Origin of the sequence: Streptomyces sp. NBC_01478, from assembly GCF_036227225.1 — a bacterium.
GTDB lineage: Bacteria > Actinomycetota > Actinomycetes > Streptomycetales > Streptomycetaceae > Streptomyces.
The window spans coordinates 11,668,396-11,683,600 of sequence record NZ_CP109444.1 but is presented as its reverse complement, the minus strand read 5'-3'; the positions used below and the strand labels follow the sequence as shown (position 1 = coordinate 11,683,600).

The window sequence follows — 15,205 nt, the reverse complement described above, 5'->3', positions numbered from 1 at the left end:
GATCGAGGATCACCGAGCCGTTCCCACCCTCACCCCTTGCGCCTCCGAAACAGTTAGATAATTATAGGAGGCGTACTGAATAGATCTGGGGTCCGGAGGCGACGGCCATGGCCGAACAGCGCAAGCGAATCTTCGACTGCGACCAGCACATGTACGAGGAACGGGACTCCTTCACCCGCTACCTCCCGAAGGAGTTCCTCGGCCAGGCGGTGGCCCCGGTGACACTCCCGGACGGCCGCGAGGTCATCCTGGCCGGGGACCGGATCGTGGTCTGTCTGGAGCCGGAGTTCGGGCAGGTCTACCGGCCCGGCTCGCTCAAGGAGATGCTCAAGGCGATGGCCTCGGGCAACCCCGACGAGACGTACCAGTTCGAGCCGATGCACGAGTCGTACCAGAACCGTGAGGCCCGGCTGCGCGTGATGGACGAGCAGGGCCTGGACCAGACGATCATCTACCCGGGCGGCTGGGCACTGGTCGCCGAGGAGTACGTGCAGGGCGTCGAGCCGCTCTACGCCAACTACCACTCGTTCAACCGCTATATGAACGAGGTGTGGGGCTTCAACCACCAGGACCGCATCTACTCCCCCGCGCTGCTGTCGCTGCGCGACCTGGACAGCGCGGTCAAGGAACTGGAGTACGTCCTGGACAAGGGCGCCCGGTTCATCATGCTGCCGACCGGGCCGCAGTACGGCCGCTCGCCGGGCGACCCGTACTTCGACCCGTTCTGGAAACTGGTCAACGAGGCCAAGGCCAGCGTCTGCTACCACATCAGCGAGTTCTACTACAACTCGAACGTCGCCCCCGCCTGGGGCCACGACGCGAGCCCGATCCACTTCCGGATGTCGGCCTGGCAGTGGATGAACACCTACGGCCAGCGCCCGATCGAGGAGACGCTGTCCGCGCTGATCTTCGACAACCTCTTCGGGCGCTTCCCCGACATCAACGTCCTGGTCTCGGAGTTCGGCGCCGAGTGGGTGCCCCACTTCGTCCGGCACATGGACAAGAGCCGCGGCATGGGCCGCAACGGCCCTTGGATCGGCGGCCAGTTGGCGGAGCGCCCCAGCCAGGTGTTCCGTAAGCACATCCGTGTGGTGCCCTATCCGGAGGACGACATCCCGAGCCTGGTCAAGCGGCTCGGCTACCACGAGTCGATCGTGATGGGCTCGGACTTCCCGCACGCGGAGGGCATCGCCAACCCGGCCGACTACCGCAAGCTCCTCGCGGAGCTGGACGAGTCGGTCCAGGACGACATCATGTACAACAACGCGCAGCAACTGATCAGCCGCTGAACCCCGCTTGCCCCCGCCAGGTTCGCGATGTTGGTGAGCAGCGCCGTGCCACGCCGGGAGTGGTCGTAGCCGGCGAGCGGATAGCCGTTGCTCAGGCAGGCGAAGGACAGGCCGGACTCCGGGTCCATGAAGCCGAGTTGGTAGGCGGCACCCGCGCTGCCGAAGAGCAACGGCGAGCCGGTGGACGGTAGTTGGCTGCCGGCGTCCGGACCGGCCACCGTCACGAACAGGCCCATGCTGGTACGCCTGTTGCCGCCACCCCCGTAGATCTGCTCCCCGTACGGGAGTTGGGTCAGCCGGATCCTTGTGCCCTCCGCCACCGCCTCCGGCTTCCAGAGGCCCGAGTGCTCCAACGCCTGGAAGTACAGGGCGACATCGGCGGCGGTGGCGACCAGGGCGTGGCTGGGCTCGCCGGCCGCCAGGACGCGGGGGTCGGCGAGGTACCACGGTCCCCAGGGGTCGGGTTCCTGGGTGTCGTCGGTGCGGTCGGTGGCGGTCATCGGAGCGACGGTGCCCGGCTGTTGGTCGACCGGGACGCCGAGTTCGATCGAGGTGAGGCCCAGCGGCCGGGCGATCCGCTCGTGGAGGTAGTCGGCGAAGGGCAGCCCCGTGCGCCGCTCGACGATCTCGGCGATCAGCCACGCGGCGGCGGTGAGATGGAACTGGAAGCGGGTGCCGGGCGGGGTGTCGAGCCGCCAGCGCCCGAAGGCGGCGAGCCGCTGCTCGCGGTCCAGCATCTTCGGGTAGCCGAGGGGTGCGAAGGGGAACCCGGCGGTGTGCGTGAGCACCTGCTCGACGGTCACCGTCTCCTTCCCGTTCGGCGCGAACTCCGGGATGATCGCGGCGACTTGCTCGTCCAGGTGCAGAAGTCCCTCGCCGAGCAGCTTCCACACGACCCCGGCGACGATCGACCGCCCGACGGACTGCAGGACGTATCGGGTGTCCGGGCCGGCATCCCCCCAGGTCTCGAACGCCACCAGGCGACCGCCCCGGGCGACGGCGACCTGCGCCGACGGCAGCGGTCCGTGCTCGACCTCCAGCCGGATCCGGCGCAGCAGGACGTCCAGCCGGTGCGGGTCCACCCCCACGCTCTCCGGGTCGACGACGGAGTGGTCAGTCATGGGCTTCTCCTTGGCCGGGCTCGCGCAGTCGCTGCCGTACGACCTTGCCGTTGGCGTTGCGCGGCAGGTGGTCCACGAACCACCAGCGGACGGGGACCTTGAATCCGGACAGCCGGGTGCGGGCGTGCGCCCTGAGCGAGGCGGGTTCGGGCGGGGCGTCGGGGTCGGCCGGCACGACGAAGGCGACGACGGTCTGGCCGAGCCGTTCGTCGGGGGCGCCCGTGACGGCCACGTCCGCGACGCCGGGGTGGGCGGCCAGGACGGTCTCGACCTCCAGCGGGTGGACGTTCTCACCACCCCGGATGATCATGTCGGTGCCGCGGCCGTACAGGTACAGGTAGCCGTCGGGCGCCACTCGGCCCAAGTCGCCGCTGTGCAGCCATCCTTCGGCGTCGATCCGGAAGAAATGGTCGGCGCGGGCGTGGATCTCGCCGACGCCGTCCGGTCCCGTGTCCCGCACCCGCAGCTCGACACCGGGAGCGGGCCGTCCCACGGACCGCAGCAGTTCGGTGCGGCCGGCGACGGCCTCCCGGTGGTCCTCGGGGGTGAGCACGCTGATGGGCGAGCCCTCGGTCTGCCCGAACATGTTGAGCATGCGGACGCCGGGCATCGCCTCGTACGTCCGCCGCAGGGTGCCGGGGCGTACGGGTGCACCGCCGTACTGAAGGACCCGCAGCGTCTCGTGGTGCGCCTGGCCTGCCGTCAGCAGGGTCTCCAGCATCGCCGGGACCATGCTGGTGTGGGTGACGCCGAGTGCGCGCAGCAGGGCCCAGCCCTCGACGGTGAAGCGGGGCAGGCCGGTGATCAGCGCACCCGCGGCCAGCGCGACGGCGATGTTGCCGAGGCCGGCGATGTGGTGGAAGGGGGCGCTGCCCCCGTAGAAACCGTCCGGATCGAGCGTGCAGAGGCGGCCGTTGACGCGGGCGCGGGCGGCCAGGCGGCGTTGGGTCATGCGGACGGGCTTGGGGAGTCCTGTCGTGCCGGAGGTGTGCAGGACGACGGCGAGGTCGTCCGGCTCGGCGGTCAACGGCCTGGTGCTCGGGCGGAGTTCGGGGACGACGAGGGCGCGGCGGCCGGACAGCTCGGCGACCTGTTCGCCGAGTTCGGCGAACTCTGGCTGCGCGACGAGGAGTTGGGCCCCGGATGCCTCGACCACGGCCGCGATCTCGTACGGCGTCATACGGACGCCGAGCGGGGCGAGCGGGTGGCCGGACCCGGCGCCGCCGATGACCAGCGCGAGGGCGTCGGCGGAGGTGGTAGCCAGGGCGGGTACCGGGGCGCCGGGATCGAGGCCGAGGGTGTCCAGCCAGTCCGCGGCGCCGGCCGCCCGGTCTAGGAGTTCGTGTCCGGTCCAGGTGAGGTCACCGAACCGGACGGCGGGACGGGAGTGGTCGTAGGCGGCGACGACCGTCGCCGTCCAGGTGAACTCCGCCTCGCCGCCCACCGGTTCAGGGCTCCAGTAGGGCCGAAGCGGTGCCGGTGACCACCTCGGCGCCGTCCTGGGTGACGGTTCGCAGCGAGAAGTGGGCGACCGGGCCGTCCGGCGTGTCCTCGAGCGACTCGACGGTCGCCGTGGCGGTCAGGGTGTCGCCGGGCCACACCTGGGCCTTGAAGCGCACCCCGAAGGTCAGCAGTGCCTCGACGCCGACCCAGTCGGTCAGGACGCGTCCCGTCATGCCCATCGTCAGCATGCCGTGGGCGAAGACGCCGGGGTATCCCGCGACCTCGGTGGCGAACCGCTCGTCGGTGTGCAGCGGGTTGAAGTCGCCGGACGCGCCCGCGTATTGGACGATCCGGGTGCGCTTGAGGTCGTCGACCAGCACGCTCTCGCGGGTCTCGCCGACCTTGACGTCGTCGACGCTCAGGCTCATCGGGCGTCCTTCCGGGTTGCGGGGCCCTCGGGCACGACGGCCACGGTGCGGGCGCTGACGACCGGTTCGCCGTCGGCGTCCCGGTACTCGGTGATGCGCTCGCTGAACAGCAGCAGGCCGGTGCGGCCCCGCTTCTCCCACCTGCGTCCGGCAACGGTGGTGGCGTACAAGGTCTCCCCCGCGCGCACCGGCCGGTGGTACTCGAAGTGCTGCTCGGCGTGCAGCCCGCCACCGCCCTCGGGCATCACGCCGGGCCCGGCGCCGGACCCGAACCACTCCTCCCCCGGCTTGGGCCGCAGCCGGTAGTCGGGATCGTGGTGGGCGCTCGCCATGGTGAAGGTGGGCGGTGCGAGCGCGGTCTCGCCGGCGTAGTCCGGGTTCTCGTCACCGATGGCCCGGGCGAACATCATGATGTGCCCGGCCTCGACGGGGAACGGCTGCCCTGTCATCTTCCTTCTCCTCGGTCAGTGCGCACAGAAGCGGTCCTTCTCCTCGGTCAGTACGGCAGGAACGCGTCGCGGGTGGCCTCGTCCGGGTCGAAGTCCGGGGGCAGTCCCTCGAACTTGGGCTCCCGTTTTTCCACGAAGCTGGCCACCCCTTCGCGGAAGTCCGGCGAGCCCGCGAAGAACTCCATCGCGGAGTAGGAGCGGGCGAGCGCCTCGGTGAAGGGCCGGTCGAGATCGCCGTACACCTGATGCCGTACGACGGCCATCGCGCGCGGTGAGCAGTTGCGGGCGATGTCGCGGGCGTAGGCGCGGGCCGCGTCAAGGAGGTCCTCCGGCTCCACCACCCGGCTGACGAGGCCGAGTTGCTTCGCCTCGTCGGCGTCGAAGACGCGGCCGGACAGGAGGAGGTCGAGGGCGTTCTCCAGGCCGACGACGCGGGGCAGCACGTACGGGAGGTTGTACTCGCCGGCGAGGCCGCGGCGGGTGAAGGCGGTGGTGAAACGCGCCCCGCGGGCAGCGAAGCGGACGTCGCAGATCAGTGCCTGGACCAGGCCGATGCCCGCGCAGGCGCCGTTGACGGCCGCGATGAGCGGCTTGGGCATGTTCCGCCTGCTGTACATGGGCACGCGGGCCTGGAGGTTGAGGGACTGGCCCGGCTGCGCGTTCTGCTCCAGCCGCTGGACGTCCATGCCGGGGCAGAACGCCCGGCCGGCGCCGGTGATGATCACGATGCGGACGGCGGGGTCGGTGGCGGCCTCGTCCAGGAGGGCGAAGAAGCGGCGCTCCATGGGGAGGCTCCACGCGTTCTTGCGCTCGGGCCGGTTGAGGGTGACGGTGGCGACACCGTCCTCGTCGACCTCGTACAGCACCAGGTCCCGGTCGGGTTCGTCGGGCATCGCGTCACTCCTCGGTCAGCGGTTCGATGTCGTCGATGGGGTGGATGGGTTCGCCGACACCTGGTCGCTCGCCGGAGATCGTCACCACCACCTGTCCCCGGGCGCAGACGACCCCGTCGGTCATCACGTCGACGTCGGCGAAGTGCAGCCTGCGGCCCCGTCGGACGCAGCGCGCGTAGGCGACGGCCTCCGGGCCCCGGGCGGGCGCGAGGTACTGCACCGACATCGAGACGGTGCTGAGCAGACTCCCCTTCTGGAAGTCGTGCCCGGCGATCACGGCTCCCGCGCCCGCGGTGTCGATGAGCGCGGAGATCACTCCGCCGTGGAAGACGCCTTCGTGGGCCGTGAGTTGCTCGGCGTAGGGAAGGACGACCTCGACGCCGTCGGGGTCCCAGCGGACCATGCGCACCCGGCAGAGGCGGTTGAACGCGACGCCGCGCTCCCAGCGGGACCGGAACCACTCGCGGCGTTCGCGCTGTTCCTGGTCGGTGAGGGTCCTCGCCGCGACGGTCATCCGCACGCCCTCCGGTCTCGGCCGGTCAGCCGATCCATATAGTTACATGAATTGGATAGTTGAAGCAATCACCCAAGGCGCAGCCAGGGCGCCAGATGTATTATTTATATAACTCATTCGATGCCTGTGAACAGAGGGAGACCTCGATGCCGTCGACCGCCCTGGCCGGGATCCGCGTCCTCGACCTGTCCCGCGTCCTCGCGGCACCGCTGGCCACGCAGATGCTGGCCGACCTCGGCGCGGAGGTCATCAAGGTCGAGCGGCCGGGCATCGGCGACGACTCACGGACGTACGGTCCACCGTTCGCCCCGGGGACGGACACCGCGGCCTTCTACCTCTCATGCAACCGCAACAAGCGGTCCGTGACGGTCAATCACGCCACCGCAGAGGGGCAGGAGTTGATCCGCTCGCTCGCCGCCCGCTCGGACGTCCTGGTGGAGAACTTCCGCGCGGGGACGCTGGCGAAGTACGGCCTCGACCACGAGAGCCTGCTGGCGCTCAACCCGCGCCTGGTCTATCTGTCGGTCACCGGCTTCGGCCAGACCGGCCCCTATGCCGGACGCCCCGGATACGACGGCATCTTCCAGGCCATGTCCGGGATGATGAGCGTCTCCGGGCACCCCGACGAGCCGATGAAGGTCGGCGTCAGCATGGTCGACATCCTCACCGGCCTGTACGCCTCGACGGCCGTCCTGGCGGCGCTGCGGCACCGGGACGCCACCGGCGAGGGCCAGTTCGTCGACCTCTCCCTGCTGGACTGCGGGCTGGCCTCGCTGTCGCACTTCGCGATGAACTACCTGGTCTCCGGGGAGGTTCCGCGCCGGCGCGGCAACGGCGGCTACGGCGGAATCCCCTCCCAGGCCTTCCACTGCGCGGACAAGCCCCTGTTCCTCGTCGCGGGCAACGACAAGCAGTTCGCCGCGTTCTGCACGGCGGCCGACCGCACCGACCTGCTCCAGGACCCCCGGTTCGCCACGACCTCCGCCCGGATCACCCACCGGGAGGAGATCCTGCCGGTCCTCGAAGCCATCATGCGCACCCGGACCCGGGACGACTGGCTGGCCCTCCTGGACGAACACGACGTGCCGGCGGGCCCGTTCAACGAGATGCCCGAGGTGTTCGCCGACCCCCAGATCCGGCACCGGGGGATGCTGGTCGAGGTCGACGACCCGGTGTCGGGCCCACTGCCCCTGCTCGCCAATCCGATACGGCTCACGGCGACCCCGGTCGAGGGCTACGCCCCGCCGCCCGCGCTGGGCGAGCACACGGCCGAAGTCCTGTGCGGGCTGGCCGGGGTGACGGAGGATCAGCTCGCGGGACTGCGTGCGCGGGGTGTCGTTTAGGTGTGACGTCCCATGAGGTCGGCGCCATGACCTCGACCGGTTCCGCCAGCCGCTTGTACAGGCTGAGCCCCAGAGTGGCCCAAGAATTTGCCATGGAAATGGACCACGCTCCTGGGCTACTTCGCTCCTAAGGTCGAAGACATGACGACGTTCGCATAGCCGAACGGGCTTTCCATCCCTGCGAGAATTCCACCGAAGAGGCAGATGGCCGAGGAAGTGATTCCCATGAAAGCGATCGTGGTGACGGACCAGGCCGGGGGAACGGCCGGGATGACTCTGGTGGAGCGGCCCGAGCCGCAGGCAGCGATCAACGACGTCGTCGTCCGGATTCATGCGTCGGGATTCGTCCCGACCGAGATGGAGTGGCCATCGACCTGGACCGATCGCGCCGGCCGTGACAGGACACCGTCGATCCCCGGCCACGAGCTGGCCGGAGTGGTCACCGCCCTCGGCTACGGCACGACGGGGCTGTCGGTCGGGCAGCGGGTGTTCGGCCTCGCCGACTGGCACCGTGACGGCACCCTGGCGGAGTACGTGGCGATCGAAGCACGCAACCTCGCACCGCTTCCCGGCGACGTCGACTTCACGGTGGGCTCCTCCCTGCCGATCTCAGGGCTGACCGCGTGGCAGGGGCTGTTCCAGCACGGCCGCCTTCAGGCCGGCCAGACCGTCCTCGCCCATGGCGCGGCCGGGGCCGTCGGGACGATGGTGACCCAGCTCGCACGTGAGGCCGGCGCCCATGTCATCGGCACCGGACGCGCCGCGGACCGTGAGAAGGCACTCGACTTCGGCGCGCATGAGTTCGTCGACCTCGAGAACGACTCGCTGGAAGACGTGGGTGGCGTCGATCTGGTCTTCGATGTCATCGGTGGCGGCATTCAGAAGCGGTCCGCCGACCTGGTCAGGGCTGGAGGAACGCTGGTGTCCATCGTCGGCCCGGTCGAGGCGCGGCCCGCTGCCGGCCTGGCGGTGGACTTCGTCGTCGAGGCCGATCGTGCCGGACTGGGTGAGATCGTGCAGCGGGTGCGGGACGGACGGCTGCGGACGAACATCGACAACATCTCGCCCCTCGACGATGCCGTCGCCGCCCTCAATCCGACCGAGCGACGCAAGGGAAAGACGATCATCCGCGTTCGTCCGTGAGGACACGGGGACAGTGACCGGTCCTCCCCTCCTCGGGGACGTCACCCGATCAGGGTCCGGCCGCCCTCCAACATCAGCGTCGCACCGGTCAGATAGGCCATGTCGTCGCTCACCAGCGCGGCCACCGCCCTGCCGATGTCCGCCTCCGGCGCGCCGAGCCGCCCCAGCGGAATCTCCCGAGCGAGTTCCTCCGCCTTCCGCGGATGCGCGGCCAGATAGTCCTCCGCCGCCGGGCTGAGCGCGGCCGGGCAGACGACGTTCACCCGGATCCCGTACGGCCCCCACTCCCGCGCGGCGACCCTGCTCAGTCCACGGATCGCCTCCTTGGCCATGGCGTACGCCGCGAAGGTCGCCTCGCCCTGCACCGCGGCCGAGGAACCGAGGTTGACGACACTGCCCCGGCTCTCCCTCAGATGGGGCAGGGCCGCCTGCATCGCGTGGAAGACGGCCAACGGCCCGCTGCGGTAGGTGAGTTCGACATCGTCGTACGACGTCGTCTCCAGCCGTCGCTGCACCGAGGACTGGGCGTTGTTGACGAGCACGTCGAGGCCGCCGAACTCCCGTACCGTCTCGGCCACCATCCGGTCGACGTCGTCCCGCTCCCCCACGTCCCCGACGACGGTGTACGCCCGCCCGCCGCGCTCGGCGATCTCCCCGGCGGCGTCTTTCAGCTTGGTCTCGGTGCGGCCGGTGATGACCACGGCCGCACCCTCTGCCGCGAGCGCGAGGGCGATGCCCCGGCCCACGCCCTGTCCTCCACCGGTGACCAACGCCGTCCTGCCCGACAACCGTGCCATCACGTCTCCTTCCAGAAGGCCGTCCAGGTGGGGAAGGCATCGGGCAGCGCCGGTTCTCCCGCGCCCTCCCAACCGTTGAATGCGACCGCCTGGGGGCGGTCGGTCACGTCGGCCGCGTACCAGTGCTGTTCGCGGCGCCGGGAGAAGTACCAGTCGCCGTCCACGCGCGCGTAGTCGTCGAAGTAGCAGATCGCCATCACGATCCACCGGTCCCCCACCTCGTGCTCGGCGCGGCAGTAGACCGCGCCGGTCGCGGTGTCGCGACCGGTGAACTCAACGCGGTGGCCGCAGATTTGATGCACCGAACGGTGGAAACCGCGTACAAGGGGCTCGATGTGCTGCCGCAGAATCTGTCGTCCCCGGCCGTGGCGCCCCATGTCCACGTCGGGGCGGAAGCAGCCCACCCATGCGTCGAGGTCGCGGGCGTCCACGGCCAGGGCGTAGCGGATGGGCAATTGTTGGATGGCCTGGTGCGACTCGACGCGGTCGAGGCGGTCCTCGATCGAGGTCATGGCCGCGGCTCCTTCGGCAGGCCGAGGATCTGCTCCCCGATGATGTTGCGCTGGATCTCGCTCGAACCGCCGTAGATCGTCTCCGCGAGGGAGAGCAGGAACGAGCGCTGCCGGGTGTCGAGTTCGTAGTCCTCGCCGACGATCTGTCCGGCGGGCCCGGCCAACTCCATGGCCAGGTGGCCGAGTTGCTGGTGGCGGGTCGAGGCGTAGAGCTTCGCGGTGGTGGCCTGGGCGCCCGGTGTGCGGCCCGCGGTCAGTTCGGCGAGGGTGCGCAGGTTGGTGGTGCGCATGATGCGTACGGAGATCCAGGCGTCCAGGATCCGGCGGCGCAGCATGGGGTCGTCGAGCGCGCCCCGCGCGCGGGCCAGGTCGATCAGCGCCTCGGCCTCCCGCTCGAAGCCGAGTTGCTGGGGCAGCAGGGTGGTGCCGCGTTCGATGCCGAGCGTGGCCATCGCGGTGCGCCAGCCCTGACCGACCTCGCCGACAGCCATGTCCGCGCCGGTGCGCGCGTCGGAGAGGAACACCTCGGCGAACTCGTCCTGGCCGGCGAGGTTGCGGATGGGCCGGATCTCCACACCGGGCTGGTCGGTCGGGAGGAGCAGCAGCGTCAGGCCTTTGTGACGGCGGGAGTCGGGGTCGGTGCGGGTGAGGACGTAGAGCCAGTCGGCGTGGATGCCGAACGAGGTCCACACCTTCTGCCCGTTGACCACCCACTGGTCGCCGTCGCGCTCGGCGCGGGTGCGGACGGACGCCAGGTCGGAGCCCGCGCCGGGCTCGCTGAAGCCCTGTCCCCACAGTTCCTCGACGGCGAGGATCGGGGGCAGGAAGCGCTTCTTCTGCGCCTCGTCGCCCATCGCGAGGAGCATCGGGCCGAGCAGGTCGAGCGCGTTGACCGTGGCGCGGTAGGGGGCATCGGCGCGGGCGTACTCGTACTCGAAGACGATCTCCTCCAGGAGTCCGAGGCCGCGTCCGCCGTACTCCTTAGGCCAGCCCACGCCCAGCCAGTTCCCGGCCGACAGCTCGCGGTCCCAGGCGAGGCGTACGTCCCAGGCCGCGCCGTCGGTGGGGCCGCCCACGCCCCGGTGCTCGGCGAACTCCCCCACGAGGTGGTCCGCGAACCAGTCCCGCAGTTCGTCGCGGAAGTCGCGTACGGCGGGCCCGAAGTCCACTTCCATGTCTGCTTCTCCTGGGTGTCAGATGCCGAGCCGGGCGGCGAGCAGCTCCCGGTGGTACGCGGGCGTGCCGAGCAGAACCTCGGAGCTCTTGGCGCGCTTGAGGTAGAGGTGTGCGGGGTGCTCCCAGGTGAAGCCAATGCCGCCGTGGACCTGGATGGTGTCGCCGGCGACCTTGGTGAAGGCCTCCGAGCAGAAGGCCTGGGCGAGGGCCGCGGCGACGGCGATCTCCGTCTCGTCGCCTGCGTCCAGGGCCCACAGTCCGGCGTACGCGGCCGAGCGGGCGGACTCGATCTCGACGAGCATGTCGGCGCACTTGTGCTTGATGCCCTGGAAGGAGCCGATGGGGCGGCCGTACTGCTCGCGGATCCTGGCGTACGCGACCGATGCGTCCAGGGCTGCGGCGGCTCCCCCGGCCTGTTCGGCGGCCAGGAGGACGGCTGCCGTGGCGAGGGTGCGGGCGAGTGCGGGCCAGGCCGTGCCGTCGGTGCCCAGCAGCCGGGCTGGGGTGTCCGTGAAGGTGATGCGGGCCTGTTTGCGGGTCTGGTCGAGAGTGGGGAGGGGGGTGCGGGTGAGGCCCGGGGCGTCGGCGGTCGTGACCGCGAAGAGGCTGACGCCGGCGGGAGTGCGGGCGGCGACCAGGAGCAGGTCGGCGAGGTGTCCGTCGGGGACGTAGGTCTTCGTGCCTGTGAGTCGCCAACTGCCCGCTTCCTCGCGGGCGGTGAGCCGGATGCCCGGCTCGTCCCAGCGCCCGGCGTCCTCGGTGAGGGCGAGCGTGGCCACCGTCTCGCCGGCGGCGATGCCCGGAAGCAGGTCGGCGCGGGCGGCCTCGTCGTCGCAGCGCAGCAGCGCCTCGGCGGCCAGGGCGACGGTGGCGAAGTACGGGGCGCACAGCAGGGCGCGGCCCGTCTCCTCGAAGACGACGCCGAGGTCGACGTAGCCGAAGCCGGAGCCGCCGTACTCCTCCGGTACGGCGAGTCCCTGGAGTCCGATCTCCGTGGCCATCCGTCGCCAGATCCACGGGTCGTGTCCGTGCGGGTCGGCGGCCAGGCGGCGCACGTCCGCCTCGGTGGCGTGCCGGGTGAGGAACGACCGTACGACCGTGCGCAGTTCGTCCTGTTCCTCGCTGAAGGTGAGATCCATGCCGAGCTTCCCGTCCTCGGTGCGCCCGTGTGCCGGACGCTTGCCGCCCGCCTCTCGATACAGTTAGATAATTATAGTATCCGCACCGATTGCACCAGGAGCGCGACGTGACCGATCCCTACGCCCCGTTCACGAGCCTGACCTTCGAGCGGCCCGCGCCCGGTGTGCTCCGCATCGTGCTCGACGCGCCGAACCTCAACGCCGTCGATCCGCGCATGCACGGTGAGCTGGCCGACGTCTGGCCGGTCGTCGACCGGGACGAGGAGACCCGCGCGGTGCTGGTCCAGGGGGCCGGCAAGGCGTTCTCGGCCGGCGGGACCTTCGACTCCATCGAGGCCATGACCGAGGACTACGCCGTGCGGGCCCGGACGATGCGGGAGGCGCGGGACATGGTCTACGGGGTGATCAACTGCTCGAAGCCGGTGGTCTCCGCGATCCACGGCCCGGCGGTCGGCGCGGGGCTGGTCGTCGGCATGCTGGCGGACATCTCGATCGCCGGACGCAAAGCGAAGATCGTCGACGGGCACACGCGGCTCGGAGTTGCGGCCGGTGACCACGCGGCGATCTGCTGGCCGCTGCTGTGCGGGATGGCGAAGGCCAAGTACTACCTGCTGACCTGCGAGGCGCTGACCGGCGAGGAGGCCGAGCGCATCGGCCTGGTGTCGAAGTGCGTGGACGACGAGGACGTGCACGCCGAGGGGCTGCGGGTCGCGACCCTGCTGGCCGCCGGGCCCGCCAGCGCGCTGAGCTGGACCAAGCGGTCCCTCAACCACTGGTACCGCACGGCCCAGCCGCTCTTCGAGGCCTCGCTGGGGCTGGAGTTCTTCGGGTTCGGCGGGCACGAGGTCGTCGAGGGACTCTCCGCCCACCGCGAGAAGCGCGCCCCGGACTTCGAGGGCGTAGGCGACAAGCACCCGATCGACCTGTGACCCACGGACGCACGAGGCACGAGGAGCGCGCGATGACGGCAGAGCCCACCACCGCCACTGAAATCCCCCCACTGGTACGGGGGTTGACCTACGAGGACATGCCGGTCGGGCAGGTCTTCCGTACCGCCCGCCGTACGGTCACCGAGACCGATCTGGTCAACTTCGTCACCTGGGGCGGCTTCAACGAGCCGCTCTTCTGGGACGCCTCGCACGCGGCCGACGGCGGCTACAGCGGGCGGCTGGTGCCGGGCGCGCTGACGTACTGCATCGCGGAAGGGCTCGTGCTGCAGACGAACGTGCTGCACGGCACGGGCCTGGCCTTTCTGCACATGGAGCTGACCGTGCAGGGCCCGGTGTACGTCGGCGACACGCTGTACGCCGTCGTGGAGACCACCGCCTCCCGGCCGTCCGGCAAGCCCGGCCGGGGCGTGGTGACCAGCCGGATCACCGTACGCAACCAGCGGGACGAGGACGTGCTCGTCTACACGCCGGTGCGGCTGATCCGGGGCCGGGACTACGAGGCTCCGACGCGCTGATCACGGGGGCCGGGCGGGACCAGGGTCAGCCCGGCCGCAGGACCCGGTGCCTCGGGGCCTGCGAAGGCTCCGGCCCGCAGCCAGTCCGAGGGCATCGGCGGGCGCGGCGGGGGCTCGTGGTCGGGGACGGCCATCGCGTAGAGGCGGGTGTAGCGGAACTTCGCCTCCAGGTTGTCGAGCACCGACCAGTACTCGTAGCCGCAGACGTCCACACCGCGCTCGATCACCCGGCCCAGCCAGGACAGCCGGGCGCGCAGCAGGGACCGGCGGCGGGCGTCGTCGCTGTGGCCGGTCTCGTCGACGAGGTCCAGGTCGCCCATGCCGTTGTCGACGACGGACAGCGGCGGCAGCAGGTCCCCGTAGAGGTCGTGGAGGTCCGCGACGGCGTCGGCCAGGCCCTCGGGGAGGATGGGCCAGCCGTACGCCGTCGTCTCCACGTCGTCGAAGGGGACGACCGCGAAGCCCAGGCCGACGAGGAGTCGGTTGACCTCGTTGAGCCTGCTCTGGCACTTGTCGGCCGGCAGGGCGCGGGCGAGGTTCTCCGGTGCGGTGACGCGGAACGGGGTGTGCCAGGACAGGCCGAGCAGGTCCTGCGGGGTGGCGATGACGTCCAGGTCTCCGAGGCGTACGCAGTCGGTGTCCTCGATGGGTGAGACGTCGTCCTCGGTCACCATGTGCTCGCCGAGCAGCAGGGGGTCGAGGAAGAGGCGGTTGGTCCAGCTCAGCAGGCGGTCCAGGGCGAGCCGGTCGAAGGGGTCCTCGGTGGCCGGGTAGCCGCCGACGAGGGTGACCGTGGTCCCGATCCGGCCGCTCACGCCGGCGGCGCGCAGCGCGCGGGTCGCGAGTCCGTTGGCGAGCAGGATGTGGTGGACCGCGGGCAGGCCGGCGCGGCCGATGCCCCGGCCCGGGGTGTACATCCCGGCCACGTGGTCGGCGAGGGTGGGTCCGGCCAGGTCGGTGGAGGTGATCCAGCGGGTGACGCGGTCGCCGTAGCGGCGGCCCAGCTCGGCGGCGTAGGCGGCGAAGTGCTCGGCGGTGTCGCGCTCCAGCCAGCCCCCGCGCTCCTCCAGCCAGGCCGGCAGCGACCGGTCGAACAGGGTGAGGCAGGGGCGCAGGCCGAGGGCGAGCAGGGAGTCGAGTGCGCGGTCGCAGCGGTCCAGGGCCGCGTGGTCCCAGTTGTCGGAGCCGTCGGGCTGGAGCAGTGGCCATCCGGCGACCATCCGGTGGGTGTCGGGTGTGACGCCGACCAGGTGCCGGATGTCGTCGGTCCACTGCCGGAAGTGCCCCGCGCGTTCCGGCGGAGGGGGCGGCGGGGCCGCGATGGCGTCCGCGGTGGCGACTCCCCAGTCGACACCGTGGAAAGAATCGTGCAGGAAACCATCGCTCATGGTCACCGTCCCGGGCGGAATAGCTAACGCATTCAACTGAATGCCCGCCGTCCGGACGCTAACACTTCAGGGATACGACGACAATGTTTCGGACAGATCTCATCG

16 protein-coding genes are annotated in these 15,205 nt (G+C 70.6%); 5 read left to right on the top strand and 11 right to left on the bottom strand.

Going from position 1 to position 15,205, the window contains the following annotated elements:
- The first annotated feature begins 107 nt into the window (after positions 1–107).
- Positions 108–1,289 carry an amidohydrolase family protein gene (locus tag OG223_RS51880; protein ID WP_329264804.1) on the top strand — a complete coding sequence of 394 codons (1,182 nt, stop codon included), beginning with the start codon at positions 108–110 and terminating at the stop codon, positions 1,287–1,289.
- Here the strand turns inward: OG223_RS51880 and OG223_RS51875 are convergent.
- Genes OG223_RS51875 through OG223_RS51850 form a run of 6 tightly spaced genes read right to left on the bottom strand, consistent with a single transcriptional unit; the run spans position 1,205 to position 6,137 of the window.
- Entirely contained in the window at positions 1,205–2,410 is a 1,206-nt protein-coding gene (locus OG223_RS51875) for a serine hydrolase domain-containing protein (RefSeq protein ID WP_329264803.1), read from the bottom strand. The genes OG223_RS51880 and OG223_RS51875 overlap by 85 nt on opposite strands.
- The gene (locus tag OG223_RS51870; RefSeq protein ID WP_329264801.1) at positions 2,403–3,854 is read right to left on the bottom strand and encodes a class I adenylate-forming enzyme family protein; all 1,452 of its coding nucleotides are present in this window, start codon (positions 3,852–3,854) and stop codon (positions 2,403–2,405) included. Before OG223_RS51870 ends, OG223_RS51875 begins: the two co-directional genes overlap by 8 nt.
- 4 nt (positions 3,855–3,858) lie before the next feature.
- Positions 3,859–4,281: a MaoC/PaaZ C-terminal domain-containing protein gene (locus tag OG223_RS51865; protein ID WP_329264799.1), complete on the bottom strand. Its 423-nt coding sequence runs from the start codon at positions 4,279–4,281 to the stop codon at positions 3,859–3,861.
- A complete protein-coding gene (locus tag OG223_RS51860; protein ID WP_329264797.1) occupies positions 4,278–4,730 on the bottom strand; it encodes an FAS1-like dehydratase domain-containing protein in 453 nt (150 codons plus the stop codon). Before OG223_RS51860 ends, OG223_RS51865 begins: the two co-directional genes overlap by 4 nt.
- Before the next feature lie 47 nt (positions 4,731–4,777).
- Positions 4,778–5,623 carry an enoyl-CoA hydratase-related protein gene (locus tag OG223_RS51855; protein ID WP_329264796.1) on the bottom strand — a complete coding sequence of 282 codons (846 nt, stop codon included), beginning with the start codon at positions 5,621–5,623 and terminating at the stop codon, positions 4,778–4,780.
- Positions 5,624–5,627: 4 nt separating this feature from the next.
- Complete coding sequence (locus tag OG223_RS51850; RefSeq protein WP_329264794.1) at positions 5,628–6,137, bottom strand: PaaI family thioesterase; 510 nt, start codon at positions 6,135–6,137, stop codon at positions 5,628–5,630.
- 146 nt (positions 6,138–6,283) lie between these two features.
- On the opposite strand from OG223_RS51850, the gene OG223_RS51845 reads away from it, so the two are divergent.
- Both OG223_RS51845 and OG223_RS51840 read left to right on the top strand, forming a co-directional pair.
- Positions 6,284–7,480 (top strand): CaiB/BaiF CoA transferase family protein, encoded by a 1,197-nt coding sequence (locus OG223_RS51845; RefSeq protein ID WP_329264792.1) that lies wholly within the window; start codon positions 6,284–6,286, stop codon positions 7,478–7,480.
- Between the two features lie 225 nt (positions 7,481–7,705).
- Complete coding sequence (locus tag OG223_RS51840; protein ID WP_329264790.1) at positions 7,706–8,623, top strand: NADP-dependent oxidoreductase; 918 nt, start codon at positions 7,706–7,708, stop codon at positions 8,621–8,623.
- Between the two features lie 41 nt (positions 8,624–8,664).
- On the opposite strand, the gene OG223_RS51835 is transcribed toward OG223_RS51840, so the two are convergent.
- The 4 genes from OG223_RS51835 to OG223_RS51820 are packed head-to-tail and all read right to left on the bottom strand — an operon-like array spanning position 8,665 to position 12,247.
- Positions 8,665–9,420 (bottom strand): SDR family NAD(P)-dependent oxidoreductase, encoded by a 756-nt coding sequence (locus OG223_RS51835; protein ID WP_329264788.1) that lies wholly within the window; start codon positions 9,418–9,420, stop codon positions 8,665–8,667.
- Entirely contained in the window at positions 9,420–9,932 is a 513-nt protein-coding gene (locus OG223_RS51830) for a nuclear transport factor 2 family protein (protein WP_329264786.1), read from the bottom strand. The genes OG223_RS51835 and OG223_RS51830 overlap by 1 nt, the downstream gene beginning before the upstream one ends.
- Positions 9,929–11,107 carry an acyl-CoA dehydrogenase family protein gene (locus tag OG223_RS51825; RefSeq protein ID WP_329264784.1) on the bottom strand — a complete coding sequence of 393 codons (1,179 nt, stop codon included), beginning with the start codon at positions 11,105–11,107 and terminating at the stop codon, positions 9,929–9,931. The genes OG223_RS51830 and OG223_RS51825 overlap by 4 nt, the downstream gene beginning before the upstream one ends.
- Before the next feature lie 18 nt (positions 11,108–11,125).
- Positions 11,126–12,247 (bottom strand): acyl-CoA dehydrogenase family protein, encoded by a 1,122-nt coding sequence (locus OG223_RS51820; RefSeq protein WP_329264783.1) that lies wholly within the window; start codon positions 12,245–12,247, stop codon positions 11,126–11,128.
- Between the two features lie 107 nt (positions 12,248–12,354).
- Between OG223_RS51820 and OG223_RS51815 the strand changes: the two genes are divergently transcribed.
- Positions 12,355–13,176, top strand: a complete 822-nt coding sequence (locus OG223_RS51815) for an enoyl-CoA hydratase/isomerase family protein (protein ID WP_329264781.1) — start codon at positions 12,355–12,357, stop codon at positions 13,174–13,176.
- Between the two features lie 32 nt (positions 13,177–13,208).
- The gene (locus OG223_RS51810) at positions 13,209–13,712 is read left to right on the top strand and encodes a MaoC family dehydratase (protein ID WP_329264779.1); all 504 of its coding nucleotides are present in this window, start codon (positions 13,209–13,211) and stop codon (positions 13,710–13,712) included.
- On the opposite strand, the gene OG223_RS51805 is transcribed toward OG223_RS51810, so the two are convergent.
- Positions 13,691–15,100, bottom strand: coding sequence for a glycoside hydrolase family 1 protein (locus tag OG223_RS51805; RefSeq protein ID WP_329264777.1), 1,410 nt, complete (start codon positions 15,098–15,100; stop codon positions 13,691–13,693). The two genes, OG223_RS51810 and OG223_RS51805, sit on opposite strands and share 22 nt — an antisense overlap.
- Between the last annotated feature and the right edge of the window lie 105 nt (positions 15,101–15,205).

Excerpts from the sequence above, each read along its gene's own strand:
- OG223_RS51880 (WP_329264804.1), top strand. The coding sequence starts at position 108 with ATGGCCGAACAGCGCAAGCGAATCTTCGACTGCGACCAGCACATGTAC.
- OG223_RS51875 (WP_329264803.1), bottom strand. The coding sequence starts at position 2,410 with ATGACTGACCACTCCGTCGTCGACCCGGAGAGCGTGGGGGTGGACCCG.
- OG223_RS51865 (WP_329264799.1), bottom strand. The coding sequence starts at position 4,281 with ATGAGCCTGAGCGTCGACGACGTCAAGGTCGGCGAGACCCGCGAGAGC.
- OG223_RS51860 (WP_329264797.1), bottom strand. The coding sequence starts at position 4,730 with ATGACAGGGCAGCCGTTCCCCGTCGAGGCCGGGCACATCATGATGTTC.
- OG223_RS51855 (WP_329264796.1), bottom strand. The coding sequence starts at position 5,623 with ATGCCCGACGAACCCGACCGGGACCTGGTGCTGTACGAGGTCGACGAG.
- OG223_RS51850 (WP_329264794.1), bottom strand. The coding sequence starts at position 6,137 with ATGACCGTCGCGGCGAGGACCCTCACCGACCAGGAACAGCGCGAACGC.
- OG223_RS51845 (WP_329264792.1), top strand. The coding sequence starts at position 6,284 with ATGCCGTCGACCGCCCTGGCCGGGATCCGCGTCCTCGACCTGTCCCGC.
- OG223_RS51840 (WP_329264790.1), top strand. The coding sequence starts at position 7,706 with ATGAAAGCGATCGTGGTGACGGACCAGGCCGGGGGAACGGCCGGGATG.
- OG223_RS51835 (WP_329264788.1), bottom strand. The coding sequence starts at position 9,420 with ATGGCACGGTTGTCGGGCAGGACGGCGTTGGTCACCGGTGGAGGACAG.
- OG223_RS51830 (WP_329264786.1), bottom strand. The coding sequence starts at position 9,932 with ATGACCTCGATCGAGGACCGCCTCGACCGCGTCGAGTCGCACCAGGCC.
- OG223_RS51825 (WP_329264784.1), bottom strand. The coding sequence starts at position 11,107 with ATGGAAGTGGACTTCGGGCCCGCCGTACGCGACTTCCGCGACGAACTG.
- OG223_RS51820 (WP_329264783.1), bottom strand. The coding sequence starts at position 12,247 with ATGGATCTCACCTTCAGCGAGGAACAGGACGAACTGCGCACGGTCGTA.
- OG223_RS51810 (WP_329264779.1), top strand. The coding sequence starts at position 13,209 with ATGACGGCAGAGCCCACCACCGCCACTGAAATCCCCCCACTGGTACGG.
- OG223_RS51805 (WP_329264777.1), bottom strand. The coding sequence starts at position 15,100 with ATGAGCGATGGTTTCCTGCACGATTCTTTCCACGGTGTCGACTGGGGA.